The organism is Nocardia sp. NPDC051981, from assembly GCF_040680715.1.
Lineage (GTDB): Bacteria > Actinomycetota > Actinomycetes > Mycobacteriales > Mycobacteriaceae > Nocardia.
The window spans coordinates 155,331-182,166 of record NZ_JBFAXK010000013.1 but is presented as its reverse complement, the minus strand read 5'-3'; the positions used below and the strand labels follow the sequence as shown (position 1 = coordinate 182,166).

30 protein-coding genes are annotated in these 26,836 nt (G+C 65.9%); 13 read left to right on the top strand and 17 right to left on the bottom strand.

Going from position 1 to position 26,836, the window contains the following annotated elements:
• Positions 1-37: 37 nt before the first annotated feature.
• On the top strand, positions 38-910 hold the full coding sequence (locus AB0L60_RS23280) for a class I SAM-dependent methyltransferase (protein WP_364617340.1): 873 nt from the start codon (positions 38-40) through the stop codon (positions 908-910).
• Here AB0L60_RS23280 and AB0L60_RS23275 read toward each other — a convergent pair.
• From AB0L60_RS23275 to AB0L60_RS23250, 6 genes are all read right to left on the bottom strand, one after another.
• Positions 883-1,914: a zinc-binding dehydrogenase gene (locus AB0L60_RS23275; RefSeq protein WP_364617338.1), complete on the bottom strand. Its 1,032-nt coding sequence runs from the start codon at positions 1,912-1,914 to the stop codon at positions 883-885. The two genes, AB0L60_RS23280 and AB0L60_RS23275, sit on opposite strands and share 28 nt — an antisense overlap.
• A gap of 41 nt (positions 1,915-1,955) precedes the next feature.
• The gene (locus tag AB0L60_RS23270; RefSeq protein WP_364617336.1) at positions 1,956-2,834 is read right to left on the bottom strand and encodes a VOC family protein; all 879 of its coding nucleotides are present in this window, start codon (positions 2,832-2,834) and stop codon (positions 1,956-1,958) included.
• A gap of 28 nt (positions 2,835-2,862) precedes the next feature.
• Complete coding sequence (locus tag AB0L60_RS23265; protein ID WP_364617334.1) at positions 2,863-3,945, bottom strand: ferredoxin--NADP reductase; 1,083 nt, start codon at positions 3,943-3,945, stop codon at positions 2,863-2,865.
• A 132-nt stretch (positions 3,946-4,077) separates the two neighbouring features.
• Positions 4,078-4,323: a hypothetical protein gene (locus AB0L60_RS23260; protein ID WP_354834988.1), complete on the bottom strand. Its 246-nt coding sequence runs from the start codon at positions 4,321-4,323 to the stop codon at positions 4,078-4,080.
• A gap of 11 nt (positions 4,324-4,334) precedes the next feature.
• Positions 4,335-5,531: a Rieske 2Fe-2S domain-containing protein gene (locus AB0L60_RS23255; RefSeq protein ID WP_364617331.1), complete on the bottom strand. Its 1,197-nt coding sequence runs from the start codon at positions 5,529-5,531 to the stop codon at positions 4,335-4,337.
• A 159-nt stretch (positions 5,532-5,690) separates the two neighbouring features.
• On the bottom strand, positions 5,691-6,206 hold the full coding sequence (locus AB0L60_RS23250) for a flavin reductase family protein (RefSeq protein ID WP_364617329.1): 516 nt from the start codon (positions 6,204-6,206) through the stop codon (positions 5,691-5,693).
• Between the two features lie 234 nt (positions 6,207-6,440).
• Between AB0L60_RS23250 and AB0L60_RS23245 the strand changes: the two genes are divergently transcribed.
• From AB0L60_RS23245 to AB0L60_RS23230, 4 genes are all read left to right on the top strand, one after another.
• Positions 6,441-7,274, top strand: a complete 834-nt coding sequence (locus AB0L60_RS23245; protein ID WP_354834982.1) for an IclR family transcriptional regulator — start codon at positions 6,441-6,443, stop codon at positions 7,272-7,274.
• 37 nt (positions 7,275-7,311) lie between these two features.
• Positions 7,312-7,950 carry a PadR family transcriptional regulator gene (locus AB0L60_RS23240; protein WP_354834980.1) on the top strand — a complete coding sequence of 213 codons (639 nt, stop codon included), beginning with the start codon at positions 7,312-7,314 and terminating at the stop codon, positions 7,948-7,950.
• 82 nt (positions 7,951-8,032) lie between these two features.
• Positions 8,033-9,841 carry an MFS transporter gene (locus AB0L60_RS23235; RefSeq protein ID WP_364617326.1) on the top strand — a complete coding sequence of 603 codons (1,809 nt, stop codon included), beginning with the start codon at positions 8,033-8,035 and terminating at the stop codon, positions 9,839-9,841.
• Positions 9,842-10,063: 222 nt separating this feature from the next.
• A complete protein-coding gene (locus tag AB0L60_RS23230) occupies positions 10,064-11,284 on the top strand; it encodes a bifunctional 3,4-dihydroxy-2-butanone-4-phosphate synthase/GTP cyclohydrolase II (protein ID WP_364617324.1) in 1,221 nt (406 codons plus the stop codon).
• 24 nt (positions 11,285-11,308) lie between these two features.
• Here AB0L60_RS23230 and AB0L60_RS23225 read toward each other — a convergent pair whose 3' ends face one another.
• From AB0L60_RS23225 to AB0L60_RS23205, 5 genes are all read right to left on the bottom strand, one after another.
• Complete coding sequence (locus AB0L60_RS23225) at positions 11,309-12,355, bottom strand: hypothetical protein (protein WP_364617322.1); 1,047 nt, start codon at positions 12,353-12,355, stop codon at positions 11,309-11,311.
• A 44-nt stretch (positions 12,356-12,399) separates the two neighbouring features.
• Positions 12,400-13,380 carry an erythromycin esterase family protein gene (locus AB0L60_RS23220; RefSeq protein WP_364617320.1) on the bottom strand — a complete coding sequence of 327 codons (981 nt, stop codon included), beginning with the start codon at positions 13,378-13,380 and terminating at the stop codon, positions 12,400-12,402.
• Positions 13,381-13,832: 452 nt separating this feature from the next.
• A complete protein-coding gene (locus AB0L60_RS23215) occupies positions 13,833-14,198 on the bottom strand; it encodes a hypothetical protein (protein ID WP_364617318.1) in 366 nt (121 codons plus the stop codon).
• 10 nt (positions 14,199-14,208) lie between these two features.
• Positions 14,209-14,487 (bottom strand): hypothetical protein, encoded by a 279-nt coding sequence (locus AB0L60_RS23210; RefSeq protein WP_364617316.1) that lies wholly within the window; start codon positions 14,485-14,487, stop codon positions 14,209-14,211.
• 166 nt (positions 14,488-14,653) lie between these two features.
• Entirely contained in the window at positions 14,654-14,854 is a 201-nt protein-coding gene (locus tag AB0L60_RS23205) for a hypothetical protein (protein WP_364617314.1), read from the bottom strand.
• Between the two features lie 526 nt (positions 14,855-15,380).
• Between AB0L60_RS23205 and AB0L60_RS23200 the strand changes: the two genes are divergently transcribed.
• Positions 15,381-16,580 (top strand): helix-turn-helix domain-containing protein, encoded by a 1,200-nt coding sequence (locus AB0L60_RS23200; protein ID WP_364617312.1) that lies wholly within the window; start codon positions 15,381-15,383, stop codon positions 16,578-16,580.
• A gap of 13 nt (positions 16,581-16,593) precedes the next feature.
• Complete coding sequence (locus AB0L60_RS23195; RefSeq protein ID WP_364617310.1) at positions 16,594-17,157, top strand: flavoprotein; 564 nt, start codon at positions 16,594-16,596, stop codon at positions 17,155-17,157.
• A gap of 374 nt (positions 17,158-17,531) precedes the next feature.
• Here AB0L60_RS23195 and AB0L60_RS23190 read toward each other — a convergent pair whose 3' ends face one another.
• A complete protein-coding gene (locus tag AB0L60_RS23190) occupies positions 17,532-18,005 on the bottom strand; it encodes a hypothetical protein (protein ID WP_364617308.1) in 474 nt (157 codons plus the stop codon).
• 286 nt (positions 18,006-18,291) lie between these two features.
• Between AB0L60_RS23190 and AB0L60_RS23185 the strand changes: the two genes are divergently transcribed.
• Positions 18,292-19,086 carry a DUF6585 family protein gene (locus AB0L60_RS23185; RefSeq protein WP_364617306.1) on the top strand — a complete coding sequence of 265 codons (795 nt, stop codon included), beginning with the start codon at positions 18,292-18,294 and terminating at the stop codon, positions 19,084-19,086.
• A gap of 280 nt (positions 19,087-19,366) precedes the next feature.
• Here AB0L60_RS23185 and AB0L60_RS23180 read toward each other — a convergent pair whose 3' ends face one another.
• Positions 19,367-19,804 carry a hypothetical protein gene (locus AB0L60_RS23180; protein WP_364617426.1) on the bottom strand — a complete coding sequence of 146 codons (438 nt, stop codon included), beginning with the start codon at positions 19,802-19,804 and terminating at the stop codon, positions 19,367-19,369.
• A 135-nt stretch (positions 19,805-19,939) separates the two neighbouring features.
• Here AB0L60_RS23180 and AB0L60_RS23175 point away from each other — a divergent pair, with 135 nt between their 5' ends.
• Complete coding sequence (locus tag AB0L60_RS23175) at positions 19,940-20,353, top strand: hypothetical protein (protein ID WP_364617304.1); 414 nt, start codon at positions 19,940-19,942, stop codon at positions 20,351-20,353.
• 3 nt (positions 20,354-20,356) lie between these two features.
• Here the strand turns inward: AB0L60_RS23175 and AB0L60_RS23170 are convergent, their stop codons facing one another.
• Entirely contained in the window at positions 20,357-20,560 is a 204-nt protein-coding gene (locus AB0L60_RS23170) for a hypothetical protein (protein ID WP_364617302.1), read from the bottom strand.
• Between the two features lie 385 nt (positions 20,561-20,945).
• On the opposite strand from AB0L60_RS23170, the gene AB0L60_RS23165 reads away from it, so the two are divergent.
• Positions 20,946-21,587 (top strand): hypothetical protein, encoded by a 642-nt coding sequence (locus AB0L60_RS23165; RefSeq protein WP_364617300.1) that lies wholly within the window; start codon positions 20,946-20,948, stop codon positions 21,585-21,587.
• A gap of 356 nt (positions 21,588-21,943) precedes the next feature.
• Here AB0L60_RS23165 and AB0L60_RS23160 read toward each other — a convergent pair whose 3' ends face one another.
• Both AB0L60_RS23160 and AB0L60_RS23155 read right to left on the bottom strand, forming a co-directional pair.
• Positions 21,944-22,543: a PaaI family thioesterase gene (locus AB0L60_RS23160; protein ID WP_364617298.1), complete on the bottom strand. Its 600-nt coding sequence runs from the start codon at positions 22,541-22,543 to the stop codon at positions 21,944-21,946.
• Between the two features lie 133 nt (positions 22,544-22,676).
• Positions 22,677-23,492 carry an acyl-CoA thioesterase domain-containing protein gene (locus tag AB0L60_RS23155; protein ID WP_364617296.1) on the bottom strand — a complete coding sequence of 272 codons (816 nt, stop codon included), beginning with the start codon at positions 23,490-23,492 and terminating at the stop codon, positions 22,677-22,679.
• Positions 23,493-23,771: 279 nt separating this feature from the next.
• On the opposite strand from AB0L60_RS23155, the gene AB0L60_RS23150 reads away from it, so the two are divergent.
• Together AB0L60_RS23150 and AB0L60_RS23145 are read left to right on the top strand one after the other, a co-directional pair.
• Entirely contained in the window at positions 23,772-24,254 is a 483-nt protein-coding gene (locus AB0L60_RS23150) for a macro domain-containing protein (protein WP_364617294.1), read from the top strand.
• A gap of 115 nt (positions 24,255-24,369) precedes the next feature.
• The gene (locus tag AB0L60_RS23145; RefSeq protein WP_364617292.1) at positions 24,370-25,170 is read left to right on the top strand and encodes a hypothetical protein; all 801 of its coding nucleotides are present in this window, start codon (positions 24,370-24,372) and stop codon (positions 25,168-25,170) included.
• Between the two features lie 118 nt (positions 25,171-25,288).
• Here AB0L60_RS23145 and AB0L60_RS23140 read toward each other — a convergent pair whose 3' ends face one another.
• Positions 25,289-25,903, bottom strand: coding sequence for a TetR/AcrR family transcriptional regulator (locus AB0L60_RS23140; RefSeq protein WP_364617290.1), 615 nt, complete (start codon positions 25,901-25,903; stop codon positions 25,289-25,291).
• A gap of 53 nt (positions 25,904-25,956) precedes the next feature.
• Here AB0L60_RS23140 and AB0L60_RS23135 point away from each other — a divergent pair, with 53 nt between their 5' ends.
• Positions 25,957-26,805, top strand: coding sequence for an alpha/beta hydrolase (locus AB0L60_RS23135; RefSeq protein WP_364617288.1), 849 nt, complete (start codon positions 25,957-25,959; stop codon positions 26,803-26,805).
• Positions 26,806-26,836: the final 31 nt, after the last annotated feature.

Here is a 26,836-nt window from a genome sequence, read left to right as displayed (position 1 = left end):
TGGGCTGCCGCGCATCCTTACGTGGAGGGAGAATTCGATGGACAACGGCTCGACGGACAACAGGGGCCCGAGCCGGACCGCGATGATGGCGGCGGCCGGGCGCGCCGCGCATCTGATCGTGGATCGCCCACCGCATCTGTTCCAGGACACCGTGGCCGAGACGCTGCTGGGCGAGCGGGCCGCCGAACTCATCTCCTATCACCGGGAGTTCGGCGGCCACCCGGTGCTCAGCGGCACCAGATCCCAGGTCAGCGCGCGGAGCCACTACACCGAGGCCCGGCTGGCGGCCGGCGGGTTCGAGCAGTACGTGATCCTCGGCGCGGGCCTGGACACCTTCGCCTACCGCTCGCCCCTGGCGGGGCGGGTCGCGGTCTACGAGGTGGACCATCCCGCCACCCAGGCGTGGAAGCGGGAATTGCTCGCCGCCGCCGGAATCGGCATCGCCACGGTCGAATTCGTCGGCGTCGATTTCGAACGCGACGACCTGGCCGCGGAATTGACCGCCCACGGCTTCGACCCGAATCGGCCCGCCCTGGTGAGCTGGCTGGGCGTCACCATGTATCTGACCGAATCGGCGATCGGCGCCACCCTGGACACGCTGTCGGACTGGGCGCCCGGCACCGAACTGGTGATGGAGTACGCGCTGTTACCGGAGCTGCGCGACGAATCCGGCCGTGTCTTCGCCGAATTCGCGCTCGCCGCCACCGCCGAACAGGGTGAGCCGCTGCTCAGCTTCTTCTCACCCGAGTCCGTGACAGCGCTGCTCGATCGCCGCGGATTCACTGTGGCCGAACACATTTCGCAGCACACCGCCGTCGACGCCGCCCTGTGGCAGCGCGCGGACGGCCTGCACCCGGTCGACTTCTGCCGGCTGGTGCGCGCTCACATTCCGGGGCGGACCAGGATCTGAATGTGATCGTCGGGATTGCGCAGTGACTCGATGGCGCCCGCGACCCCGTCCAGCCCCACCTGATCGGTGATGAGCGAGGCGGCGTCCACGGCGCCATCGGCGATGCGGCGCAGGGTCTTCGCGTACTCCTCGTGCGGGTACACCATGCACATCTGGAGCGAGATGTCCTTGTAGATGCCGACGATGGGCCGGATGACATCATCGGTCATGACCGCGCCGATCTGCAGGATGACCGTCTCGCGCGGGACCTTGTACATGAGGTCGTTGAGCAGTCCCGGTACCGAGGCGCACACCCACACGTGCAGCTGCTGCCCCGGCGCGGACAGCTCCCGCCACACCTCGACCGGATCCGCGACGGCCGGATCCACCACCCGATGCGCGCCGAGCCGCAGCGCGGCCTCCCGGCGCAGCTTCGACGGATCCGAGGCCACGATGGGTGCGACGCCGCGCTCGGCCAGCGCGGCCACGGCACCCAGACCGACCGGCCCGCAACCGATCACGATCCCGGTCCCGTCCGGCCCGATGCCGGTGCGCGCCACATTGCCGAACCCGACCGCCAGCGGCTCGGTCAGGGCGGCGACATGCGGCGGCACATGCTCGGGAATGGGCTCGAGTGCCATGGCCTGCAACACCATGCGCTCGCCGAAGCCGCCCGGGAAGTCGTTGGAGTATCCGACTCCGTGGATCCCGCCCGCGGCGTCCAGCGCCCAGGGCAGCGCGACCACGTGCTGCCCTGCCACGAACGGCGTGTCCGGTCCGGCGCCGATGACCCGGGCGGCCAGCTCGTGGCCCAGCACCAGGTCCCGGTGCGGATCGAACAGGAAGGTCGGCACGCCACTGTCGCGCGAGGCCTGCAGGAACTCGTCGGTGTGGTCGAGCGCCTGCTTGTCGGATCCGCAGATCCCGCAGGCGATGGTCTCGACCAGCACCTGCCCGGGTCCGGGGACCGGTTCGGGCACCTCGTCGACCACGAGTTTCCGATTCCGCATGACTACCGCACGCATGTCACTGTCCTTCCGTGCCGGGAGCGCGGGTGCGGGTGGGGTCAGCCCCTAGCCCACTCGTGGCCCCAGTAGCTGTCGGCGGTCATCTCCTCGGCGACGTAGTCGTCGCCGACGAGCATGCCCTCGCAACCGAATTCGAGATCCCAGTTGCCCGGCGTGCGGACGTAGAAGGAGATCATCTTGTCGTTGGTGTGGCGGCCCAGCGTGGAGGACAGGTGGTAGCCCGCCTTGTTCACGCGGTCCAGGGCGCGGCCCACATCGTCGAGCGAGTCCACCTCGATCATGACGTGCACGATGCCCGGGCCGTCCGGGCGCGAGCCCGGGATGAGCGCCAGGCTGTGATGGCGGGCATTGACGCCCATGAAGCGGATCCAGATCGGGTGCTCGGGCGGGCCCACCCGGAACGAGCCGCGGGAGGCGAAGCCCAGCACCTCGGTGTAGAACCTGCGCGCCTCTTCGATATCGCGCACCGGCAGCACCACGTGGCCCAGCCCCAGGTCCCCGGTGACGAACCGGTTGCCGAACTTGCCGACCACCGGGCTGTGGTCCAGCAGCGGGCCGTGGAAGACCTCGATGGTGAACCCGGACGGATCGACGAAGGCGATGGCCTCCTCGACGTGCCGGTTGGCGGCCTCGGCCAGCGTCAGCGTGGTGACCGCGACGCCGGCCTTCTCCAGGATCTCGCGCACCAGCTCCAGCGAGCGCCGGTCGGCGACCTGCCAGCCGACGGCGATGACCGCGTCACGGTCGCCCGGCACCAGCTCGAGCCGGTAGGTGTGCTCGTCGACGCGCAGGTACACCGAATCCGCGTTCGGGCCGGAGCCCTCGGCGAAACCGATGGTGTCGAAGGCGAATGCGCGCCAGGCGTCCACATCGGCGATCTGGGCGCGCACGTAGCCGAGCGAGGCGAAGGCAGCCATGGTGATACTCCTCGGGAGATTCGGGATATCAGGAATAGGTGACGGTGACGTCGTCGGTGACCGGAACGGCCTGACAGGCGAGCACATAGCCGTCGGCGATGTCCTCCTCCTCCAGGATTTCATTGCGGCGCATGCTCACCTCGCCGGAGACCACCCGGCACACGCAGGCGCTGCACGCGCCCTCCTTGCACGAGTACGGGGCATCCAGGCCCTTGGCGAGCATGGTGTCGAGCAGGGTCTGCTGCCGCGGCCAGGTCAGCTCGTGGTTCTCGCCGTCGAGCTCGACCCGCGCGAGGGCGGCGTCACCGTCATCGGCCACCACCTCGGTTGCGGCCGTGTCGATCTCGAACGGGTTGCCGGACAGCGAGACGAACTTCTCCGAGTGGACGCGCTTGCGGTCCGCGCCGAGCTCGGCCATGGCCGCCGCGACCGCGTCCATGAACGGACCGGGACCGCAGACGAAAACCTCCCGGCCCGCCCATGGACGCGCCATCGCGGCCAGACCGGCCACGCTCGGCAAGCCCTGCACCGACTGCAGCCAGTGCAGCACCAGGAGTCGATCCGGGTGCGCGGCAGCCAGTTCCGCGAGCTCCTCGGCGAAGATAACCGAATTCTCGTGCTGGTTGGCGTAAATCAGCGTGCAGTGGCCGGAGCCCTGTGCCAGTACGGATTTCAGGATGGACAGCACCGGGGTGACGCCGCTGCCGCCGGCGAACAGCAGCAGGTCGGTATCCAGCGAGTCCGGGGTGAAGATGCCGGCGGGCGGCAGCACGTCCAGGGTCAGGCCCTCGGTGGCGTTGTCGCACAGCCAGTTCGAGCCGTAGCCGTCGACGGTCCGCTTCACGGTGACCTTCAGCGGACCGCCCTCGTGCGGCGCGCTCGACAGCGAGTAGCAGCGGCTCACCGACCCGGTGAGATCGCTCGGGATGCGCAGGGTCAGGAACTGTCCCGGACGATACGAGAACCGGTCGGCGTATGCGGCGTCCGGAGCCAGCTCGAGCGACACCGCGTCGGCCGTCTCACGCACCACGCGCACGATCCGCACCGATGTGATCCCGCTCACCTGCGCGGCTTCCACAGCCGCGTCCACCTCGAAGTCCGTGACCGTCATCCGTTCCACCAGTTCCATTCCTGTGCTGTCAGTTTCGACCCCGTCCTGGAGGGGTATCCGCTACTCGGGGCCGACCGCCGACGATGTCGGGAGGCCCACCCGGAGGCCGCCGACCGCAGCCGGCGACTCCACTCAGGCCAGAGTTCGCCCGCGAGTGCGCACGTCCACGTCACGCGTGCTGACGGTCAACGCACCCGAGGCGACGGCCTCGTCGATGCTGGCCCGCAGCGCCGGGCACGTGTGAGCTCGCAGTCCGGTGTCCGCGAGTTCCGTGCAGGCGGCCTGTGCGTCCCTGTTCCACTGCACGCTGGTGTGCTGGTCGCTGTATTTCTCCACCAGCACGCAGGTCCCGCAGGACCGGCACGAAACCTTGTCCATGGCAGCGTCTCTCAGCCCTGCGCCACCGCGTCGGAGACGTTGCTCGCAACAGCGTCGGAGACGTTGCTCGCCACGGCGGCTTCGCGCTTGGCGATATTGTCGGCGACCTCGGCCTCCCACGCGGTGACCGCGCGGGTGGTGTCCACCTCGTACTCGAAGCGGTCGGTCATCTCGTCCTTGACCTCGGCCGTGTCCACGTAGAACTGCTCGTACCAGCGACGCAGCTGGTAGACCGGCCCGTCCTCCTCGCACAGCAGCGGATTGTTGATGCGCGACTTGCGCTTCCAGATGGCCGCGTCCTGCTCGAAGCCCTTGCCCAGACCGCCCACGAACTTCTCGGCGATCTCCTGCGCCTGCGCGGCGGGCACGCCCTCCGGCTTCTTGGCGATCGCGCCGTACATGAGCACGAACTGATTCTCATTGATCGGGTAGTGGCAGTTGATCAGGTAGCCCTCGACGACCAGCCCGTTCGGGCTCTCGCTCTTGAGGTAGTCGATCATGTAGGAGGGCCCGTAGTAGGAGGCCTCCGACTGGAGGACGTTCTTGCCGCCCAGCGCCTTGGCGGTCTCGCCCATCATGTCCTCACGCGACACGGAGGTCATGTACTGGCTGGCGGTGTGGCCCTCGAAGACGTTCTTGAAGAAGGTCGGGAAGCCATAGTGCACGTAGAAGAAGTGCGCCATGTCCACGACATTGTCGACGACCTCGCGGCAGTTGGCGTCGACGATCATCGAGTTCCAGGTCCAGTCGGTCCACTCGTCGTCGAAGGCGGCGTCGATGCGCGGGATCGCCAGCTCGGCCGGCGGCTGCTTGCCCTCCGGGTCGTTCCAGACGAACAGCATCTTGTTCTCGACCATGGTCGGCCACGCCTTGGTGCGGGCCAGCGGGGGCACGCGGCGCGCGTACGGGATGCCGGTGCACTTGCCCTTGCCGTTCCAGCGCCAGTCGTGGAACGGGCAGGCGATGGAGTCGCCCTTGACGGTGCCGTCGGCGAGGTTGCCGCCCATGTGGGGGCAGTACGCGTTGAGCACGTTGAGGGTGCCGTCCTCGGCCGCGAACACGACGATCTCGGTGCCGAAAGCCTTGACGGTGTGCGGCTTTCCATCGCGGAAGGAGTCGGCCAGGCCCAGGCAGTGCCAGCCGCGCGCGAATCGCGCCGGGGGCTTGCCCGCGTCGATGACCCGCACCTCACCGTCCATGGTGGTCATGTGAATTCCTCTCCCTTGCCTTGCTTCGATGGTTGCGGCCGATGTGACGGCGACGACAGCGCAGTCTCACTGGCCGGGCTGTGACTACTGATGGACGAGACGACCGCGCCGGCCGATGGCCGGGACGACTACGCCCACTGATGCTCGGGACAACCGTGCCTACTGCGTGTCGAGACGACCGAACGCCGCGCGGTAGAACAGCAGCGGCTTCGCCTCGGAATGCTCATTCAAGCAGGTCACGCGGCCGATGACGATGGTGTGGTCGCCACCATCGGCTTCGTCGTACAGCTCGCAGTCGATGGAGGCCATGGCACCGGCGAGCAAGGGCGAGCCGTTCTCCGAGGCGGCCCACTCCACGCCCGCGAACTTGTCCGCGCCCGGCCGCCCGAGCTGACGGCAGATCTCGGCCTGATCGTCGGCCAGGATGTTCACGCAGAACCGGCCCACCTCACGGATCCTCGGCCAGGTGCTCGAGGTCCGCGCCGGGAAGAAGCTCACCAGCGGCGGGTCGATGGACAGCGATGCGAACGACTGGCACGCGAAGCCGAGGGGTTCGTCCTCGGTAAGGGCGGTGATCACGGTGACTCCCGAGCAGAACCTGCCGAGAACGGTCTTGAATGCCGTCGCGTCGATGGCCGGTGTCCGGCCGCCGGGCACATTGACACCAGTAAGCACCGGCGCCTCCTTATTTCGATCCGAAATATAGCTAGCAGTCATGACAGCAGGTCGCGCGCAGGAGGCGTCAACTCCCTGGTTCGCTGATCGGGACACGGATGCGTAGGTTTTACGTAGTTCTCCCGATTCCGCAGGTTGTGGCACGAGGCACTGTGATGGGTAGCACAAGCTCCAAACTAGGTACATGCCTAATCGGAATAGTCCTAGACTGGATATGAACCAACGGAGGTACATATGTCCGTCACCATGCTGCCCCCGGCGGAGACTCGACACCCACACAACCCCATGCGCGCCAAGGAATCTCGCGCCAGCGCCGAAGTTCCCGTCTCGATGATCGAGCGGATGACCTTGATCCTGGACGCATTCGACGCATCCACCCCCACCCTCACGCTGCTCGGCCTGGTCGAGCGCACCGGGCTGCCGCGGTCCACCGTGCACCGGATCCTCGACCAGATGATCAAGCTGCGCTGGCTGGCCCACACCTCGGGCGGCTACCGGCTGGGCATGCGCGCACTCGAGCTCGGCGGACTCACCGCCGACCACAACGAGATTCGTGATGCCGTGTCCCCGCTGCTGCACGAGCTGAGCCAGCGCACCGGCATGGTCGGACACCTGGCCGTCCTCGACGGCCGCGACGTGGTCTACCTGGACAAGGCCGGCGGCCGCTTCGCCGCCAGCCTGCCCACCCGCCTGGGCGGCCGGATGCCCGCGCACGCCACCGCGCTCGGCAAGGCGATGCTCGCCTGCCTGGAGCCGAACATCGCCGAGGCCGCGCTGCGCACCCGGCTGCCGCGCCTGACCCCGCGCACCATCTGCGAGCCCGAGGCACTCTCGCGCGAGCTGCAGCAGATCCGCATGCGGCAGGGCGTGGCCATCGACCGCGAGGAGGCCGTCGCCGGAATCGCCTGTGTCGCAGCGCCGCTGCGGGGCCGCGGCACCGCGCCCGCCGCGCTGTCGCTGTCCGGGCGTGCCGACGGCATGAGCTACGACCGGCTGGCCCGCGTCGTGCTGGAGGTCGCGCACGAGGCCGGCCGCACCCTGTTCCCGCGTCGCGCCCACTGGCGTTGAGCGGAGCCAGGGCATGCGGGGGCGATACAGTTCGATCATGACCGATGGCGTGCCTGCCGAAGAGACGCAGGCGATTCCGGAACTTCCCACAACGGCGTGGGCGGTTCTCGGAATGCTCTCGCACGCCGAAGAACTGTCCGGATACGACCTGAAGAAATGGGCCGACTGGAGTCTGCAGTTCTTCTACTGGAGTCCGTCGTTCAGCCAGATCTACGCCGAGCTCAAGCGTTTGGAAAAGCACGGCTACGCGATCTCCCGGACCGTGGTGTCCGAGGACGGCATGCGCGGCAAACGCATGTACGCGATTACCGAGAGCGGGCGTGAGGCGGCGTCGAACTGGGTCAACCACTCCCCCGTCGAGGCTCCCGTCCTCAAGCACAGCGTGATGCTGCGGGCCTGGCTGGGGCACCTGGCCGAGCCCGAGCGCATGCGCGAGATCCTCACCCAGCACATCGAATACACCGAGACCATGCGGCGGCGCGCACAGGCGGACGCCGAGGGCGCGGATGTGAATCCGGACTGGGCATATCCCAGCGCGGTATTGCGCTGGTGCGTCAAGCATTACGAGGCCGAAAAGGAATTCGCCGAGGACTTGCTGGCGGATTTGGACAAATTGGCGAGACAGCGTAGCCGCCGGAAGCCCGCGAAGAAGCAGAATTCCAGCGATTCCCACTGAACGGACTTGGCGATAGTCGGCGCCCAGTGGCCGTGACACGGTTCACACGATCGTGTTACTACCCACCCCTGGAGGACGCCACATGTCCACCTCCGTCGACACCGCGGTGCCACCGAGTCCCGCGCCTGAGGAATCCGGGCGCCTCGACGGCGCCTCGAATCTGAGGATCTGGTCGGTCCTCGCGATCATCGTGCTGTTCACCGAGGTCTCCCCGATGCAGTACGTCATGGTCGCCTCGGCACTGCGACAGATCGCGCCCACCTTCCCCGAACAGGGCGCGAACATCAACTGGGCCATCATCGTCTTCGGCATCTTCGGCGCCGCCGTGTCCCCGCTGATCGGCAAGCTCAGCGACATCTACGGCAAGAAGCGGATGTTCCTGGTCTGCAGTGTGCTGTTCCTGATCGGCACGGCGATGTGCGCCGTGACCAGCAACTGGGCCGTCTTCCTCGCGGGCCGCGCGCTGGAGGCGACGGCCATTGCGACCACCGTGGTGTCCTACGGCCTGATCCGGGACCTGATGCCGCGCCGGATGGTTCCCATCGGTCTCGGCATCGCCTCCACGGGTCTGGGTGTGTCCGCCCTCGCCGGTCCGCTGATCGGCGGCTACATCACCGATCACTACTCCTGGCGTGGACTGTTCTGGTTCCTGTTCGTCTTCACCGTGATCATGCTTCCGCTGCTGATCATTTTTGTGCCGGAATCGAAGCTGCGCACCCCGCAGCGTCTGGACATCATCGGCGCGGTGCTGCTCGGCGCGGGCGCCACCCTCACCCTGCTGTACCTGGACAAGGGTCAGGATTGGGGCTGGTCCAAGCCCTCCACGCTGGTCTGGCTGATCGTCGGCCTGGTGCTGCTCGCGCTGTTCCCGATCGTGGAGATGCGGGCAAAGCACCCGATCATGGACATGAAGCTGCTGTTCAACCCGCGAGTCAGCGTGGTGCTGTTCATCGGTCTGCTGGCCTCGTTCATGATCGGCTTCCAGTCCTACGCGACCGGCTACATGACCCAGTCGCCGCCGTCCGCCGAGGTGGTCCAGCAGGTCAAGGACGCCACCTGGGATCAAGTGAAGGCCGGGGCGCTGAGCCAGGCGCAGGCCATGGCCCTCACGCAGGCGCGGGCCCAGGGTCTCGCCGCGGCCGAGGCACAGGCCAAGGCTGCTCTGCCGCCGGGCATGGACCTGCCGCCGGATGTGGTCAAGATGCTGACGGACAAGGTGAATGCGCAGGTGACCCCAGAGGTCGTGAACGCGCAGGTGCCGCCGGAGCAGGTGTACCAGCACTTGCCGCCGGACATGGTCAAGGTCGATCTGAACCCCGGCTACAGCTACGGTGACAACTTCTCGCTGCTGAAGTTCGCCACCCATGTGACCCTCGCACAGTCCTTGATCGCCATGGTTTTCGGCTTCCTCGGCGGCCTGTGGATCCGGCGCTCCGGCGCCCGCTGGCCACTGGTGACGGCACTGGTCATCTTCGCCGGCAGCGGCCTGGCCTATGCGGCCCTCTCGCACGGCTGGCAGACACAGGCGCTGATCAGCGCGGTGTACGGTGCGGCCTTCGCGCTGTACTACGCGTCCACGCCGAACCTCATCGTGGAAGGCGTTCCGGCACAACAGCAGGGCATCAGCGCTGGCATGCTGGGTGTCATGCAGGCCATGGGCGCGGGCATCGGCCTCGCGGTCGCGACCGCGTTCCTGGTCGCCAACCCGGTCACGGCCGTGGTGACGGTGGCAGGTCAGCCGCCGGTCACCAAGGACATCCCGCTGCTGTACGCCGACAAGGGATACGAGATGGGCTTCTACTTCGTGGCGATCTCCGCCGCGGTAGCGCTGATCGGAGCGTTCTTCATGAAGCACGGCCGGACTCCGGCCACCGGTGGTGCCGCGCACTGACTCTCGTGTGAGGCACTGACAACTGAATGAACAACGGCCCGGAGGCGATTCGCCTCCGGGCCGTTGTGGCGTGCTGAAAACTCCGTCACCACTATGGCCCGAGGCGTGCACTGACCGCACTTTCCTGACCGCTGAGCGGGACCTCACCTCGTTGTTCCGCACTCGTCATATTTCGATTGGAAATAGGTCGCCAGCCCGTGCGGCCGGAGGAGGTGGTCGACGATGACCGGTGAACTCGACTCGATCGCAGCCGCGGTGGCGGCGGTGGCCCGCGGCGGCATGGTGCTGGTCGTGGACGACGAGAACCGCGAGAACGAAGGCGATCTGATCCTGGCCGCCGAGCACGCGACCGCGGAGAACATCGCGTTCCTGGTGCGGCACACCAGCGGGGTGCTCTGCGTGCCGATGGCCGGCGAGGACTGCGACCGCCTCCAACTGCCGCCGATGACCTCGGTCAACGAGGATCCCAAGGGCACCGCCTACACCGTCTCGGTGGACGCCGTTTCCGGTGTCAGCACCGGCATTTCGGCCGCCGACCGCGCCTGCACCATGCGCCTGCTGGCGGACCCGCGCACCACCGCGGCCCAGCTCTCCCGGCCCGGGCACGTGTTCCCGCTGCGCGCGAATCCCCGTGGCGTGCTGGGCCGTCCGGGCCACACCGAGGCCGCCGTCGATCTGATGCGGCTGGCCGGGCTGCGTCCGGCCGGTGTCATCGCCGAGGTCGTCAATGACGACGGCAGCATGGCGCGGCTGCCCGAGCTGCTGGTCATGGCGCGGGAATGGGGTATCCCGCTGATCTCCATCGCCGACCTGATCGCACATCGGAAACAGCTGGAGCACGGCATCATCCGCGAGGTCGAGACGCGGCTGCCCACCCGCTTCGGCGACTTCCGCGTCTACGGCTACTCCGACGCCCACACCGGCGCGGAACACCTCGCCCTCGTCCACGGCGACCCGTCGGGCGAGAACACGCTCGCCCGAGTGCATTCCGAATGCCTCACCGGCGACGCCTTCGGCTCGCTGCGCTGCGACTGCGGCGAGCAACTCGACGCCGCCCTGGAGGCCGTCGCCGAGGCCGGGCGCGGCGTCATCGTCTACCTGCGCGGCCAGGAGGGCCGGGGCATCGGCCTGCTCAACAAGCTCCGCGCCTACGAACTCCAGGACGCGGGCGCGGACACGGTGGACGCGAACGTCCGCCTGGGCCTGCCCATCGACGCCCGCGACTACGGCGCCGCCGCCCGCATCCTCGCCGATCTGGGGGTGCGGTCGGTGCGCCTGCTGAGCAACAACCCCGCGAAGCAGTCGGGCTTGCAGGCCAATGGCATCGCGGTGCACGCGCGGATCCCCCTGCAGACCCCGCCGACCGAGCACAATGTGCACTACCTCGCGACCAAGCGCGATCGGATGAGCCACCAGCTCCCCCATATTCCCGCGGTCGGGTAGCCGTATCCCGGGGTAGCGCGGGCGTCAGGTCTCCTCCGGTTCCCGCTCGTCCCACTGCAATCCGAGCCGGAAGGCCTGCAACCCAGGCTTCGATGGCGACAGCCATGCTTGAAACCGCAAATCCGACGGATATTTCGCGCCCGACCGGCGGATCGCCGCCTTCGTCTCCGCCGCGATCTGCCGCGCCGAGGCGACACCGTGGTTGAACATCTGGCCGCGCACCCCGCCCTCCTCGCGCACCTCCAGGCGGGACTGGGCGTTGGAGGCGAAGAAGCCCTGGGCCACCCACTCCGGCTCGTCGGCCAGGGTGAGAACCCAGATCGCGTGCGGCACCAGGGGATGCAGAACCGGGAGATCCACCGCCAGGGAGAGGAACAACCGGTCGATGTGGTCGTCGAGTTCGTCGAGGGTCAGTGCGTCGGGCTCCTTGTAGCCGAGGGCGCCGACCTCGGTGCGGCGCGCCTCGTCCGGCCATGCCAGCCAGCACTCGGCGGGCCGGTGGTCTTCGTCGTATTCCCAGTCGAATTCGCGCTCGGCCGTATGTGGCCCGCGCGGCTCGATCCGCAGGCTCACCTCGATCGGGCGGATCGATCGGCCCAGCGTCACGATGTCGTCGGGCCGCAGCCAGATCGCCAGAGCGCCCGGGCCGCCCACCAGATCCGGTTCGCCGAGGACGCCGATGCACTCGGCCAGCGCGGTCGTGAACACGTGATCGACGAGCGCGGGCGGACAGGGGTACGACAGCAGAAGCTGTTTGATCTCTCCGTACCCGAAGCCCGGCGCCGTGATCGAGTGCGGGGTCTCGACCGCGACGAGCGCCGCGCCTTCCGCAGTCAGCGCAGCTGCGGCGCCGGTCGATTCCCACCCCAAATTCGCGTAGACGCCATCGATCTCGGTCCGGGACCACGTATCGAGTTCGGCGCTCAGCAATACCGACATGGCCTGACCGAAGCTACCGAGTTCCACGCGGCGTCCGTAGTTCCGCGCCCACCACTGGTTGGCCTCCGCATTGCGTTGCCGCCGTTGCTCTTCCGTCGGGTGCCGGACGTCTTCACTCAGGTCTTCGCTCACTGCGGCAGCGTATGTGACGGGAACACATCGGATGGCCGTGGGATTCACGGCAACCAGTGGACCGGGGTCACCTCCCGGATGTGGACGAGAATGTCGAAGGCCGTTGACAGGTCGCGAATCGCCAAGTGTTCGTCCGCATCCCGGACCGGGTCGTAGACGCCGCTGATCACGCGCATCTTGGCGGGGGCTGCGATCGGGGCGGTGCGCATGTCGAGCCAGAGTTGCGGAAGGCCCATCTCACCCAGCGTCGCGTCCAGGAAATCCGGTGCGGGGGAGGGGATCTCGGCCACGCCGACATTGCCGTGGTGGAAGCCGATGGCCACCGGGGCATAGTCGCGGCCGAAATGCTCACGGAGAACGCTGCCCACACTGGATTTGGAGACCTGGTCCCCGGCCAGACCCAGGGCCGCAGCATCGGCGGAGACATGCGATATGCCGTCCCAGTACACGGTCCGCAGTCCCGTGCGCTGGTGGTGGCCGATGATCGAGGAGGCCCACAGTTCGGCCTCACCCGCGTAGCTGCCGCGGCCCGCGACGCTGTGGCGGTGGAAATCCTCGATCAGAGCCATTCGGGCCTGGACGGTTTCGCTGATATCCGGGATCGAGGCGAGGAGCGTCGAGGCGTCGCGGGCGTGGTCGAGGAACGGGCGGCCAGGGTGGACGCCTCGGGCACGTTGGACGTGCTCGTCCAGCGTGTGGGCGGTGCGGATGGGCTCCAGATGCGCAGCGAGATCGGCCGCACGATCCGGAGCCTGGATTCGGACCGCATCGAGCACGGCGTCGTAATCCTCCGGCTTGGCCTGGGCCGGCTTGACGCCGATAACGCGCACTTCATCGCCGGGATGGGCCTCGTTGAACTCACGAATCCAGGTCAGTGCCGCAGCCATCTCCGCGGTACGCCAGGGACGCCAGGCCAGCTCGAGAGCCGACACCGCCGTCCCCCTGCCCTCCCGCACGTAGACATCCAGGGTCTCACCGACATCGGCACTGTCCTGGACAGCGAGCGTCCGAAATCCGTAATGCACAACCAGATTCCGGAACAACTCTTCCCGAAGCGCAAACGTCTCCTGAGCGAATCGCGTCGATTCCCCGATTCCGACCACAGTCGCAGCTGACAGCGACTGCGCAAGGGTGTCGATCGTAGTGGCATCGAAAGGGGCTGCGCTGAGTGTGGTTTCGGTCGGCATGACCCTACTCTCCAACCTCGACCAAGGTTCAGGTCAAGCCCGGAGACAAACCCTGAAAACCAAAAGACAAAGGACAAAGGATCAGCGACAAAGACGCAGAGCGAGGGAGAGGGCCGGACTCACGGACGCGCCCACACCTACCAGCCCCATTTCCGGCGGCCGCAGCAGCAGGTACCCGAGCTGGCGCGCCAGCCGCGTGCACAGCGCCCTGTCCCACGCGATGTCTGTCGTGCACGCGCGGGATACCGTTGTAGCACAATGTATTTCGAAACCGGTTGGCGGCCACACGTTTATTCGGTGTCGGTCACGGTGGCGGTCGGCGGCGGATACGTGAGCCGCCAACCCCCGAGCCCCGCCGTCGATCGCAGCGCGCGCCCCAGTTTCACATTCCACAGGTACACAACGGATTCGATCGCATGGGCCGCCAGCATGAGCGCGTCCAGGTCGTCGATGCCCGTGGCGTAGGCGTCACCGCCGCCGGGGGCGTCCGGAATGTCGCCGGTGATCGAGTACGGGCACACGTACAGCGCGCGGCCGTGCTCGGACCATGGTTGCGGGCGACCTATCCGGACGGTCACCGTCCCGTGCGGGTCGCTGTAGATGCGCGTCGCGATCGGCTCGCCCAACACGGGCGGGGCAGGCGGGTTGGTGGTCATGGTCGCGAGCCTAGGCCCCGACCTCGAGGCCCACGCACGTAACCGGATACGGGTACTGGCCTACATAGATGATCGTCGCCCCGTACACCTCCTGGCCGTCGTAGAACCCGCCCTTGCACGTGCAGATTGCCTTGCTGGAGTCGTTGGGGTCGAGGTGGCCGACGACCTTCCCGTTGGATTCCTTTTCACATTGGGCGGGAGTAACGGCGCTGGCGGTCCCCGAGGTCAGCATCACGCCAGCCGTAGCGAGCGCGACGAATAGGACTGTGCGGAAAATATTGGTCCGCATTGTGTTTCACCTCATTGAGTTGTTCCCTATTTGTCCCTTTCGCCCATTTCGATCAGGCGAAAGGTTGCCCAGCGAGCGCGACCGAGCCCGGAGATCGGCCAGCGCTCGCCGGTCGGGGGTGCAGGCGCAGAGTGCTGCGGAGGGGCGCGCACTCGCTCGCCCATGGTCATGCCGTGAACCGCTTCCCCTTGGTGTCCCACAACACCCGACCGGCGCGGGTCATATGACATTCGCCCCGGTTGTCGCGCACCAGTAGGCCCTGGTTCAGCAGGAACTCGACGGCCAGCTGCGTGGAGTCCTCAGAACGCCGGCTCCGGATCGCCAGCGCAGCGACGCTGAGCGGCTCCTCATCGCTCAGTGCTCGCAAGACCGCGAATTCTGCTGGGCCGCATGGTCTCACGCTGGACATCCGTGCCGCCCTCCGAAGTAGCGCGCGAATGTTTCACGCGGGCTGACTGTTTCGAGGTCACACACATGCATGAGTCGGTCCAACGTGAGCGCGTCCACGTGCGCCGGGGATGGTGTGATCACGGCGTCCACGTCGGTTTCGCGGACTAGATCGACCAGTCCCAGCCGCGTGTTTTCCGGCGGCCATAGCAGCAGGTACCCGAGCTGGCGCGCCAGCCGCGTACATAGCGTCCTGTCCCATTCCGGCGCTATGGTCACCTCGTCGTCGATATGTCCAAGTGCTGTCGGTTCCCGCCTCACCGGTACCCCTCCGATGCTTTCCGCTGCCCTTGTCTCGGTTGGGAAGCACCCGCCGCCGGGAGATGGCCTCGGCCGGAAGCGGATGCGTGCAGGTGAGCGTGCGCGCGAATGCGGGCGTGAACTTCCACAGGATTGCCACACCAGCCGGTATTGAATGATCAGGGCCGACGGGTCACGCTGGGATAGTGACCGTGGAGCGACATTTCAGCATCGGTGCCCGTATCGCTGAAGTCCGCAAACTGCGCGGACTGACCCAAATCGCCCTCGCCCGCCGGGCGAACGTCTCGAGTTCGCTGCTGAGCAAGGTGGAGACCGGGGAGCGCCCCGCGACGCACAGCCTCACGGCCGCCGTAGCGCGAGCGCTTTCGGTGAGCGTGACCGATTTGACCGAGCAGCCCTACGGGTCACGCAACGCGCTGCCCACTTCCGAACAAGCCGGTGTTCCCGCGCTGCGGCAAGCATTGGTGGAGGGCGACGACCCCGAGTTGGATACCGAGACTCGCAGTCTGGCCGACCTCGGTGGGGCGCTGGCAGAGATCAAGGTGTGGGACCGCAGGACCAAGCACGCTGAGGTGGTGCGCGCATTGCCCGATGTGCTGCGCCACCTGCACCGAGTGTGCAATGAACGCCCCGCCGACGGCCAACAGCCAGCCCGCGAAATGCTTTCCGCTGCATACTCTTACGCCGTTGTTTCCTTGTACCGGCTCGGACACCTCGACTTGGCTCACCTCGCCGACGAACGTGCCCGCGCCTGCGCCGCCCTCGGTGGTGACCCGTTGCGGGCCGCGACCGCCGAATGGAACCACGCCCTGATCTTGCTGTTCGACGGGGCGTACAAGGGCGGGTTGCGAACCATCGACCGTGCAAGCGGATTCGTGGATCTCGCGCCTGCCAGCGACGCGTCCAGAGCGGTCCGCGGTGCATTGGATCTGCGGGCCGCAGTCCTCGCCGCGCGTACCGGGAACACCGACCTGGCGAACGACTATCTGAACGCCGCCAGCGTGCACACCGCACCTCGGCAAGAGCAGGCCAACCACTACGGGACGAAGTTCTCCGCCGCCAACGTCGATATTCATCGGGTCGCGGTGCCGGTCGAATTGTCCGATGGCACAACCGCCGTCAGCCGCGCCGCCACGATCCAACTGCCGAGCGGGGCCGCACCGAGCCGCACCGGGCACTACTTCATCGACCTGTCACGGGCATGGTTGCTGCACGGCGACCGCGCCCGCGCCCTGGAATCGCTGAACAGCGCCCGCAGCATCGCACCCCAGCTGACTCGTTATCATCCGCAGGTACACGAGACCGTTCGTGCTCTGGTAGTGAGTGATTCGCGTTCCACCACGAGTCTGTCGAACTTTGCGGCCTGGTGCGGGGTGCGCAGGTGAAACACTGGGCAGCATGAACGATCACGGGGCACCCGTTCTCTACGCCATCGTCACCGGTTCACCTGCCGCCGCCGACATCGGCAAGCTGGTGGACCTCGCTCAAGCCGACGGGTGGGAGGTCTGCGTGATCGCCTCGCCGGACGGCCGCCGGTTCATCGACACCGAGGCCCTCGCCGCGAAGACCGGGCACCCGGTCCGCAGCCAGTACAAGGAACCCGACGCCCCCGATATCCTGCCCCCGGCGGACGCCATGATCGTTGCCCCGCTCACCTGCAACTCGCTCGCCAAATGGGCCGCCGGAATCTCGGACACGCTGCCGCTCGGACTGCTCGTCGAAGCAGTCGGCAAGCGCCTGCCCGTGGTGGCCATGCCGTTCTCGAACTGGGCACAGATCAGCTTTCCCGCCCTCCAGAGGGCGATACGTGACCTCTCCGACTGGGGCGTAACCGTTTTGGTCGGAGATGACGTCTACAAGCAACACGACCCCGGCACCGGCGCGGACTACATCCACTTGTTCCCGTGGGATAAAGCCTGGGCCGCCCTGCTCGCACACCCGTGGCACGCGGATGCGAGCTAGCTGGAACGCACTATGCCGATGAGCGTGTGGTGGCCCATACGGCGCGACGGTCAGGTCACGTTTGCAGCCGATTCTGCTGGCGGACGATGTGATCGACGTGCAGATGCACGAGAACGGCACGGGCCAGGCGGTCGGCGCCGGGTTGCTGCTATCGATCTACATCAGCTGACGGCGGCAATGTGCCCTGCTACGAACGGTGTGGGCGTTCCGCCCATCGTGGTGGTGGCGTGAGCATTGCCTGAAGGTCCGTGCGGGTGATGTTCGCGCGGTGCGTGGAGTCGGAGCTCAGGTACTGCATTGTGGCTAGCAGCGCATTGGGTTCGACGCTGAACCACTTGACAGGGTAGTGCCATTTGCCGTCGGGGTTGGTCGAGTTATCGGTGCCCTTGATCGGAGATGTGTGCGCGATGAGGGCATCCGGTGGACAGCTGAACGTGACGATCGGCAACGGTGTTTGGGTCTGGCTGGTGGTGGTCGCGCTCGAGCGTGAGGTTCTGTATTGCATCCCAACGGAATTCGTGGTCGAATCCGATTCGCGGCCCCCGGTTCACCAGGCGAAAAGTACTCTTGTCGAAAATCAGGTAGGTCGTGCGCGACGTCACGCGCACCCGTGAGATCGTAGCCAGCGCCAGAACAGTCAGCACACCACCACCCACGATGAACTTGCCGGGCATGGCGGCGGTGACGGCGCCCCAGACCATGGTTCCGCCGATGGTGCCCAACAACCACGCTGTATGGAAGTGGGGGTTCAGCAATGGGTTGTAGCGCAATGCAAGTCGGTCGTCGGCGCCGGTGGAGACCGCTGGCCACCGTACTGTTCGGGTGCCGACTGTGATCAGCAGCCCCACCCGCGCCGTATGCGATGTCAAGGGCGACCGGGAGCAGGTGCTCGACCGCGCCGTAGGCGGCGGCAGCGATCATCGCTGTCCCGAGCAACAGCACCCAGGATACTGACTCCAGCTCAGGCAATCCACTCCTGGGCGGCAATATCCACCCAATTCGCTTGGCATAGTGAGTGTTCTGGCCAGTTCGGTCGGCCACGCACGTGGAGCTCGGCCGCTGTTGCGGGCAGGTGCCGCGCCGGTCGGTTAGAGTCGCACGAGCAGAACCAGAAAGCATTTCCGGGGGGATTGGATGAACTTCTTCGTGCTCGGTGTGTTCCTCGTCGTGGCGCTGGCGATCGGCTTGGGGATTCAGGCGCTGAACAACCGCTCGGCACTGCGCGGCACCTACCGACCCGACGGCGTCTCCGGGGCAGCTACCGGTGGCGCGAATACTGTCGGCGGCAAAACATTCTGGGTCACTGGCTATGCGGCCGGTGAGTCCGGTGAATCATTCACGCTCCATCACGGCCTTCGCGCGAAGACCGCCGTCGAAGTGCGCCTGACGGTCCGGGCGGATGGATTGTGCGTGTGCATCGGCGGTGCGACAGCGCAGGTCTACCCGTTGCGGGAGGTGTTGTCGGTCCATCAGAAGACCACTCAGGTATCGGTCAATGGGCATCCCGCGGAGACCAAGTTCCTGCACACCATCACGTTCACCGATGGGCTTTCCCTCACGGCCAAAGGCGAATTCAGGGACCCGGATCGGGTTCGCCGACACGCGGACGGGAAGGACAAACCGGAGCTGCGGTTCGCCGCGTTCATCGCCGACCTGGATCGACGGATCGCGGCAGACAGGTTGCCCGATGCACTGTCGACGCTGCGTCAAGGTGGTGCAATCGCCTTCGGTGACATCACGATCGACTACGCCGGTGTCGGCGGGCAGGGCCGGGTCCTGCCTTGGTCGGTGATCACGGAGGTCACTGCCTATGACGGACGCCTCACCATCGGGACCGCTGCACGCGGCGAGCGGATCCAGGTTCTCGTCGAGCAACTCCCGAATCTGCATCTCCTCATCGATGCGATCAACCACCAGCGCTCGAGCTAACTCGATACCGGTTGGCGCCGAAACCTACAGCTCGAAGTCGCAGCACGAGTGGACCATCGGGTTTGCCAGCGCAGAGAGCGCGAAAGCCGGTCACCGGATCGCCGCGGTGAGCGCAATCGATCGCAGCAAGTATCCGCTTCTGCCGCGCGCTGACCGAACCGGCCAGCGTCGGGCGTCGGAAAATCAACCGGCCGTGCCGATCCGACGCAAGCGGAGCGTCCGCTACTGCCGAATGGCGTGCCTTTGACGCACGCCGGAGACGGCGTCGCTCATACCCGGCTCAGGCGGGAGCGCTTTCGAAACGGTTACGGTAGAACCACGGCTTCGGGCATCGCTCAGGGCGACGGCAGGTTCCGGCCTCGACCATCTCAGCACGTAATTCATCGCTGGCATTCGGGTGATGGACCACCCGCTCGCGGATCGAAAAGTACGCATCCCCACACGTTCTGGCCTCGAGCTCCGCAGCACGGCGCAGTGCTTCGGTCGGCACACCGGGGTTGACGATCGCATTCCACCGCACGTTTCCGTCCTGATCAACCACAAGCAGAGCGAGAGCATCGGTTGGGGTGTTCGGATTTCGCGCAGCCCACAACCGCACCGGCCGGACTGAATCGACAGCAAGCTGACGCAACCTACCTGGCGCGGTTGCAGGGTCCCGGGTCTCCAGAACACGGCGGTATCCGGCCAACCGCTCAGCACGAGACGGCACTCCCTCCATATCCACCGCGAGAGTTTTTCACCTCACGGAACAGCCCGCATGCCGTAGTCACCCGACTGCGTGGCAAACCACTGGATCGTGGCGCCGGTGTGCGCGTATATCCGCGGCAACCCGGAAGTGTGATGAAGTAGCGAGGTGGAGAAACCTATCGACCTCGATGCGCACTTTGCCAGGTGGGGACGTGCCAAGGGGTGGAAGCCGATGGACCCGAACCGGCTTACCGAGCGTGAATGCCTACTGCAATTCGCGACGCGCCCAGGCATGTTCATCGGCTTCACGACCGTTCGTGGCGTGACCTGCTTCCTCGACGGCTACGACTACGCCGCGCGCCGGGCCGGCGGTCGAGGACTGGACGGGTTTCGTGACTGGCTTCTCACCAATCATCTCCGCCGCGAGAGCAACTTCGTCTGGTCCGGTGTGATCAAGCAGATCGCAGTGCCCGAATGGGACTTCGTCACAGATCTCAGCCCAGAGCAAGAGGTTCGCATCCTGGAAGTGTTGTTCACCCTGCTCGATCAATTCCTCGCCGAACGGGAAGGTCCCAGCTGAGCATCAGCCCGGGTCGGCGGGGTCAGCTGCCGCGAGCCACTTGGCGAAGACGGCGAAGTCGCTGTGCCGCAATCCGATTCGTGGGTCGCCTCGGTGCAGCAGCGCCTGGCCGAAATGGCGGTCGGATACCCATTCCCGGTCGTTGTCGCTGATCTCGTCGTCGACCCAGATGAACGACCGGCGCGCGGCCCATTCGACGATGGTCACGCGCTGACCGAACCGGCCAACGCGGGCGGCGGCCGTCGGAACAGACTGCGGCGCAGGAACGTCCGCTACTGCCGATGAGCGCGCACTGGGGCAGATCACGTGTACTGAGGTGTCGAACGATCAAGGGGAATCATTCGCGGTCGGTGTCGGTCGGCCGTGTTAGGTTCCGCCGAACAATCTCGGACGCACAGGTATCCGTGAGGACGGCAGGAACAGCATGTGGGCATATGACCTAGGGTTCGGGGAGGGTGTGGACTCGTTACGGGTCACACCCGAGGGGGAGCCACTCCAACTGGCCGATGCGGTACGGGCGGGATGGACTGGAAGCAATGGTCCCGGAATCGATCCCGCGACCTGGCCGCGGGGGCCATTGACCGGATTGCCGATGATGCATGCGCTCACGATTCGATTGCCGGAGCAGTACCGCCGTCGTGGACCGGATTTTCCCGCGATCGCGTTCTTTCAGGGTGAGGGACAGTTCGCGAATCAGTGTAGACCGGTGCAGGCCGATCCAGATTCTGGTGACCCCTTCGAACGAAGCCTCGCAGCGTCACGACCCCATGCACAGCTTCGCATGCTGGAAGACGACATCGGCGGGGCATTCGCGCTGATCTGGTTGACGGAAGCCGAATACGCCGCAGGACCGACCGTGCCACCGGTCGATGTTCGCCGCGCCGGTGAGCACGGCAACGACGACGAGGGACCCAACGCGTGGGATGACCCGATGCCGATGACAGCGGTCTGGCTCGGAATCCGCAACGACCCCAACGCGGGTCTGGCACCGAGTACATCCGAGAACAGCGGTTACCGCCAGCGCTACAACCCGGAAACCAGAGGGTGGCATGGATGGGCCGAGAACCTGTACGGCCGTTGCCATCTGGGTGGAACCACGTTCTACGTTCAGGCCATGCCCCAAGGGCTGACGCCGTTCTACCTCGAGTTGGAAGAGTTCGGTGGTTTGAATCTCGGGGGCGGCAATGCCCAGATCGATCTGGACTCGGACACTTTCGATTGGGCATGCGGCTGACCTGGCCTCATGCCCAAAGCTGACAGAGATGACGACACAGCGGTCCGATCTCCTATTGGCCCACCTATCGAACGCGCTACGCCGCATACCGCGCCTGACCGAACCGGCCAGCGTGGGGCACCGGCGGTCGGAACCCGCTGTGGCGCAGAACGTCTGCTACTGCCGAATGCAGTGTGCGTGCCCTCGCACGTGCCCATGCCTGTAGAGGCCGACCCTCCACCCTGGCTGGATCCCGAAACGTTGACGATCACCTTTGAGAATCTGCCGTCCTGCCGGTGGGGCGGGAGCATTGCACTCGGACTGTCCGGTGCGGTGATGGCGGGTGATCGATGCAGTAAAGAACGTGCGGATGATTCTTAGCGAGGGTTGAGCCGTTTCCAGGTGGAGCGCATCGAGACTCTCGTCTTACCGTCGAAGCGCAGTTCAGCATTGGTGATGGCTTGCTGCTCGGTCAGCTGTTCGATTTGCGCCCAAAGATCGAGGCTGGGGCCCAGCGGAGTGGGGCGCAGGAAGCTGACATCGAACCCGGCGGTAACGAACGGGGCCACCATGCTGTGCTCGCTGAACCACCCGCGATCGATGGCGGCTTGGAACACGACCGCACCCGAATGGCAGTCCAGCACAGTGGAGATGACCCCGCCGTGGACCAAGCCGAGTCCGTTGCCGTGGTCCGGGCGCGGGGTGAACGATCCCACCACCGTGTCGTCGTCTGCCCGATAGCTGCGAACATGCATGCCGGAGGGGTTGACCGGTCCGCATCCGAAACACGTGGTGGTCGGGAAATGGCGTTCCTGAATGCTCTTATCCTTGATCATGGATCCCCCGATTTGATGTTCGAGACGCTCGCCTCGAGCCTTCACCCTAGCCGGAATCCCCCGCTTCCCAACGGAAGTCATCGATTCGTTGGGCATATCACTGTCGATCGCTTCCCACTCATGGGAGTCAACCGTACGCACTACATTGCGCATAGCGCGCTGACCGAACCGGCCAGCGCGGGCCATCGGAAGATCAACTGGCCGTGCCGATCCGAGGCTGGCGGAACGTTCGCTACTGCCGATGAGCGTGCCTCCGGCACATCTCGTGTTGGGTCTAGAAATGAACCTGCCGGTGCGTGTTGGCCACTGCGGTCACGGAGGAGACTCCGAGGACGCCGAATTCGTCATAGAGCGTGGCGGAACCGACTGCGACACCGGCGGCCGCGTGCTGACCGTTTGATTCCAGACCTAGACCATCGGATTCAGGCATCCGGTACAGGTTCAGGGTCACGTCGGCGTTGATGAAGGGCACGCCGGCCTCGCTCCAGTTTGTGACGAAACTCGTGGCCTCGGCCAGAGTGGCGACGCGGGTGAAGGGGGTCGATTTCTCGCCTGCGATGGCGGGGATCATCGTCGTGGTCCACATCCGTTTGCGGGCGTTGTTTCGGTGGTCGGCGAAAACAGCCGACCAGTCGTTGGGGTATCCCGCGCTGCTGATCATCGAGCCCGGAGTGGTTGCCGCCGCCGGGTCCACGATGCCGGGGCGGGAGAAGTCCGGGGTAGGTGTCCAGGCATTGCCCTCGGCCTGGTCCGCCTCCAACGGGCGCACGAATAGCGCCGATGCTCTGACGACGACGTGATCGGACTGGATCAGGTCCAGCTGCAGGAGCGCCAGTCTCGTGCTCGATCGGAGGAGTTCAGTTCGGGCCTGGATCGCGTCGAAGGTGGTGGGTCTGATGAAGTCGAGGGTGAGACGGCATCCGGCCGACTCGATCGGACAGTGTTGTTCCAGTTCCCGAGCCGCGAGCGCGGTCAGGGCTTGGCCGCCGATCGAGTCGGGTCTCCACGGCCCTCGTGCAGCTTCGAGTGCAGCGAACCCGCCATCGATAGATTCGAAGAATCCGGTTGCCAGCTCAACGGCACTCGCCATCCCGCATGCCCCCTGTCATGTTCTGCATCGCTACGACAGAGATACTAGAACACGTTTCAATACGATGTCGTGTCACACCTTGAACGCCCTGTGTCACAACAAAATGCGAATGCCGCACGCACCGCCGCGCCGAAACAGTCACGGCGATCGACCCAGAATCCGCATACAGCGCCTCGGCACTTTGCGGGAAACGCACTATTTTGCCGCATGGCGCGCTGGTTGAATCGGCCAAATGCTTGATGTCGGTGCCCGCGTCTAGGTTCGGCGCGGGAGGACAACATGAGCATGACCGAGATCGTGTACCAGACCGGAGACGCGACCGCACCCAGCGCTGATGGCCCCGCGATCATCGCGCACATCTGCAATGACCTCGGCCGCTGGGGCAAAGGCTTCGTAGTCGCCGTGTCAGCACGATGGCCGGAACCCGAACGCTCCTATCGCGTTTGGCACAGGCACCGCGGCTCCAACGACTTCGCATTGGGCGCGGTGCAGCTCGTGCAGGTCGCACTGAATCTGCACGTGGCCAACATGATCGGCCAACATGGCATCCGCTCCAGCGCAGGCAGCCCGCCGATCCGTTACGACGCTGTCGATCAGAACCTGGACACACTCGCCGACCTTGCCTCGGCGTCAAAGGCCTCGGTGCACATGCCTCGAATCGGGTGCGGACTGGCCGGCGGAACATGGGACCGGATCGAACCACTCATCCATAGCCGCCTATCCAGCCGCGGTATCACCGTCGTCGTATACGACCTGGAATGACTCCAGCACCCGTCAGAGACCGCCCTGATTTGCCGCATGTCGCGCTGACAGAACCGGCCAGCGCGGGGCGCCGGCGGCCGGAACCCAGTGCGCCGCAGAACGTCCGCTATTGCCGATGATCGTGGTATCCGGCGTGGTCGAAGGTGACCTGAATTGCCGGATGACTGGATCGTGGTGCGGCGGCTACGATCCGATTCGGTGTGCCGCGGGTAGCGGTGTTTGTAGATATGGGGGGCGGATTGCGATGTTGCGGGCGTGGCTGGGACTGCGAAGCCGCTCCGATGTGCTCGTCGGTATGCAGCACAGGCACAGAGTTGATCCGCGCGCGGCATTCGATTTGACCTGGCGGTCGCTGGTGGCGGAGCGGGCTGGCCGGTCCATCCATACAATACGAACCAAACGCGGTGTCATCCTGGTCGTTTTGGCGCTGGTCGCGGTGGTCGGCTGCTCCTCATTTTCGGGTCCGTCGGTCCATTTCACTCCGCCTTCGAAATACGACGGCGCGAAGTTGTGTGATCGCTACCGGACCTTTCTCCAGAACTCGCTGTCGATCACCGACGCTGAGGTGGAGACCCTCACCTTCGAAGAGGGCGGCATCGTCGGCTGGTCGACCATCTGCAGTGGCCGCCATGCCGGCCTCGGCTTGATCGGCGCGCTCCAGGTGAACAACCCGCGGATAGACGACGGCGAACTCGACGGCATACCCACCGACTACCCGGCAGTTCCCGGCTTCGAAGGTAAGGCGTGGGTAGGAGCCCCGATGCCGTATTGGACGGAAGTCCATGTCCAGGACGGACTTTGGAGTGCGGAAATGCGATTCGTGAAGGAGAGCCCCGAACAGGAGCTACTCAAGCCCGCTGACGTCCAGGCGGTGACCACGTTCCTGGTTCAGGTCGCACACGACCTCAAGGACTGATCCGGCTAGTCGGCACCGCTCCGAACTTATGGCCGTTGGTCACCGGGCTCGGCAGGGTCGACGCCGAGCTGCAGCAACGCGAACAGCGTTGCATTGATTTTACCGCCGAATGGGCACGCTAGGAACCCGAAATGTCCAGCATCCCTTGTCTTTTCACAATTTCCGAGACACGGGCACCCATTGTTTTACCGGCGGCCAGAAGCGGTTCTGTCGATCGCAGGGTGCGGCTGAGAATGAAAGCTCCCTCCAGCGCACCGAGAATCGCGATCATCAGTTCCCGGGCATCGGCCGGTTCCAGGCCACGGCGGATGAAATAGCCCGTGCCCTCGTCGATCCAGGAGTTCATGACTTCTGCTGCCACGTCACGGATTCCGGGTTCACTGTCGGCGACTTCCCCGGCCACGGTGCCGACGGGGCACATGTTCATCCAGCCGGCCTGCTCGATGGTTTCCGCGGCGGCGGTGAAGGCGGCCGGGACGGCTTCACGGAGGTCGTCGTGGGCGTCCATGAGGAGTGGCAGCAGCTGGATGTAGGCGGCGCCCGAGACGCGGAGGGCCTCGGCGGCGATGGCCGACTTTCCGGCGGGGAAGTGGTGGTAGAGCGAGCCCATCGGGGCGCCCGACGCCGAGGTGATCTGTTTGACGGTGATCGCACTGTAGCCCTGGACGCGCATGAGTTCGGCGACGGCGGTGACCAGGCGATCCCGGGTGGTGGTTGACAGCTTCTCGCTCACCCGTCCAGACTAGAGCAAACGCACTAGAGCGTGTGCTCTAGAGGGGAGATATCATGCCGACTGTCGAACTGAGTGCGGGACGGGTGCACTACGCCGAGCGGGGCGAGGGACCACCGGTGGTGCTGTTACACGGGCTGCTGATGAACCACACGGTGTGGGACGAGGTGATCGGCAAGCTGCCCGAGGGCTTCCGATACGTGTTGCCGGATCTGCCGCTCGGGTCGCATCCGGAGCCCTTGCGCGAGGGCACGGATCTGACCTTGCGCGGGCTCAATCAGCTGATCGCGGATTTCCTTGCCGCCCTGGACCTGCGCGACGTCACCCTGGTGCACAGCGACTGGGGCGGCGGGCTCTTCCTCACCGCTTACGGCCTCGACGAGCGCGTCGGCCGGTTGATCGTGCTGCCCTGCGAGGCCTTCGCAAATTTCCCACCCGGCCTGCCGGGCAAGACCGCCATCGTGGGCGCGGCGTTGCCCGGTGGAATCACGATGGCGCTCCAGCAATTACGCGTCCCGTGGCTGCGCTCCTCACCGCTGCTGTTCGGCTGGATGGCGCGCTATCCGCTCGGCGACGAGATCATCCGCGGCTGGACCGATCCCGGCCTGCGGGACAAGCGGATTCGGCGTGATCTGCTCGCCTATGCCCGATCCCGCCGCAACAAGGCCGAGCTCATCGCGAATACCGAAGCGCTGCGCGACTTCCGGGGCGAGGCCCTGATCCTGTGGTCGTCGGCCGGCAAGGTGATGCCGCGCGAGCACGGCCGCCGCCTGGCCGAGCTGATTCCCAAGGCGCGCCTGGTGGAGATCGACGACGCCTACGTCCTGTCGATGCTCGATCAGCCGGATGCCGTCGCCGCCGCCATGTCCGCCTTCCTCACCGGCGCGGTCGTCGAACACAGCTAGGGCATTGGTCCGATTCGGTATGGTCGAGGCC

What these genes read in the sequence shown, in the direction of transcription:
- AB0L60_RS23280 (WP_364617340.1), top strand. Translation starts at nt 38, where the DNA reads ATGGACAACGGCTCGACGGACAACAGGGGCCCGAGCCGGACCGCGATG.
- AB0L60_RS23275 (WP_364617338.1), bottom strand. Translation starts at nt 1,914, where the DNA reads ATGCGTGCGGTAGTCATGCGGAATCGGAAACTCGTGGTCGACGAGGTG.
- AB0L60_RS23270 (WP_364617336.1), bottom strand. Translation starts at nt 2,834, where the DNA reads ATGGCTGCCTTCGCCTCGCTCGGCTACGTGCGCGCCCAGATCGCCGAT.
- AB0L60_RS23265 (WP_364617334.1), bottom strand. Translation starts at nt 3,945, where the DNA reads ATGACGGTCACGGACTTCGAGGTGGACGCGGCTGTGGAAGCCGCGCAG.
- AB0L60_RS23260 (WP_354834988.1), bottom strand. Translation starts at nt 4,323, where the DNA reads ATGGACAAGGTTTCGTGCCGGTCCTGCGGGACCTGCGTGCTGGTGGAG.
- AB0L60_RS23255 (WP_364617331.1), bottom strand. Translation starts at nt 5,531, where the DNA reads ATGACCACCATGGACGGTGAGGTGCGGGTCATCGACGCGGGCAAGCCC.
- AB0L60_RS23245 (WP_354834982.1), top strand. Translation starts at nt 6,441, where the DNA reads ATGTCCGTCACCATGCTGCCCCCGGCGGAGACTCGACACCCACACAAC.
- AB0L60_RS23240 (WP_354834980.1), top strand. Translation starts at nt 7,312, where the DNA reads ATGACCGATGGCGTGCCTGCCGAAGAGACGCAGGCGATTCCGGAACTT.
- AB0L60_RS23235 (WP_364617326.1), top strand. Translation starts at nt 8,033, where the DNA reads ATGTCCACCTCCGTCGACACCGCGGTGCCACCGAGTCCCGCGCCTGAG.
- AB0L60_RS23230 (WP_364617324.1), top strand. Translation starts at nt 10,064, where the DNA reads ATGACCGGTGAACTCGACTCGATCGCAGCCGCGGTGGCGGCGGTGGCC.
- AB0L60_RS23215 (WP_364617318.1), bottom strand. Translation starts at nt 14,198, where the DNA reads ATGACCACCAACCCGCCTGCCCCGCCCGTGTTGGGCGAGCCGATCGCG.
- AB0L60_RS23210 (WP_364617316.1), bottom strand. Translation starts at nt 14,487, where the DNA reads ATGCGGACCAATATTTTCCGCACAGTCCTATTCGTCGCGCTCGCTACG.
- AB0L60_RS23195 (WP_364617310.1), top strand. Translation starts at nt 16,594, where the DNA reads ATGAACGATCACGGGGCACCCGTTCTCTACGCCATCGTCACCGGTTCA.
- AB0L60_RS23185 (WP_364617306.1), top strand. Translation starts at nt 18,292, where the DNA reads ATGAACTTCTTCGTGCTCGGTGTGTTCCTCGTCGTGGCGCTGGCGATC.
- AB0L60_RS23180 (WP_364617426.1), bottom strand. Translation starts at nt 19,804, where the DNA reads ATGGAGGGAGTGCCGTCTCGTGCTGAGCGGTTGGCCGGATACCGCCGT.
- AB0L60_RS23165 (WP_364617300.1), top strand. Translation starts at nt 20,946, where the DNA reads ATGATGCATGCGCTCACGATTCGATTGCCGGAGCAGTACCGCCGTCGT.
- AB0L60_RS23155 (WP_364617296.1), bottom strand. Translation starts at nt 23,492, where the DNA reads ATGGCGAGTGCCGTTGAGCTGGCAACCGGATTCTTCGAATCTATCGAT.
- AB0L60_RS23150 (WP_364617294.1), top strand. Translation starts at nt 23,772, where the DNA reads ATGAGCATGACCGAGATCGTGTACCAGACCGGAGACGCGACCGCACCC.
- AB0L60_RS23145 (WP_364617292.1), top strand. Translation starts at nt 24,370, where the DNA reads ATGATCGTGGTATCCGGCGTGGTCGAAGGTGACCTGAATTGCCGGATG.
- AB0L60_RS23135 (WP_364617288.1), top strand. Translation starts at nt 25,957, where the DNA reads ATGCCGACTGTCGAACTGAGTGCGGGACGGGTGCACTACGCCGAGCGG.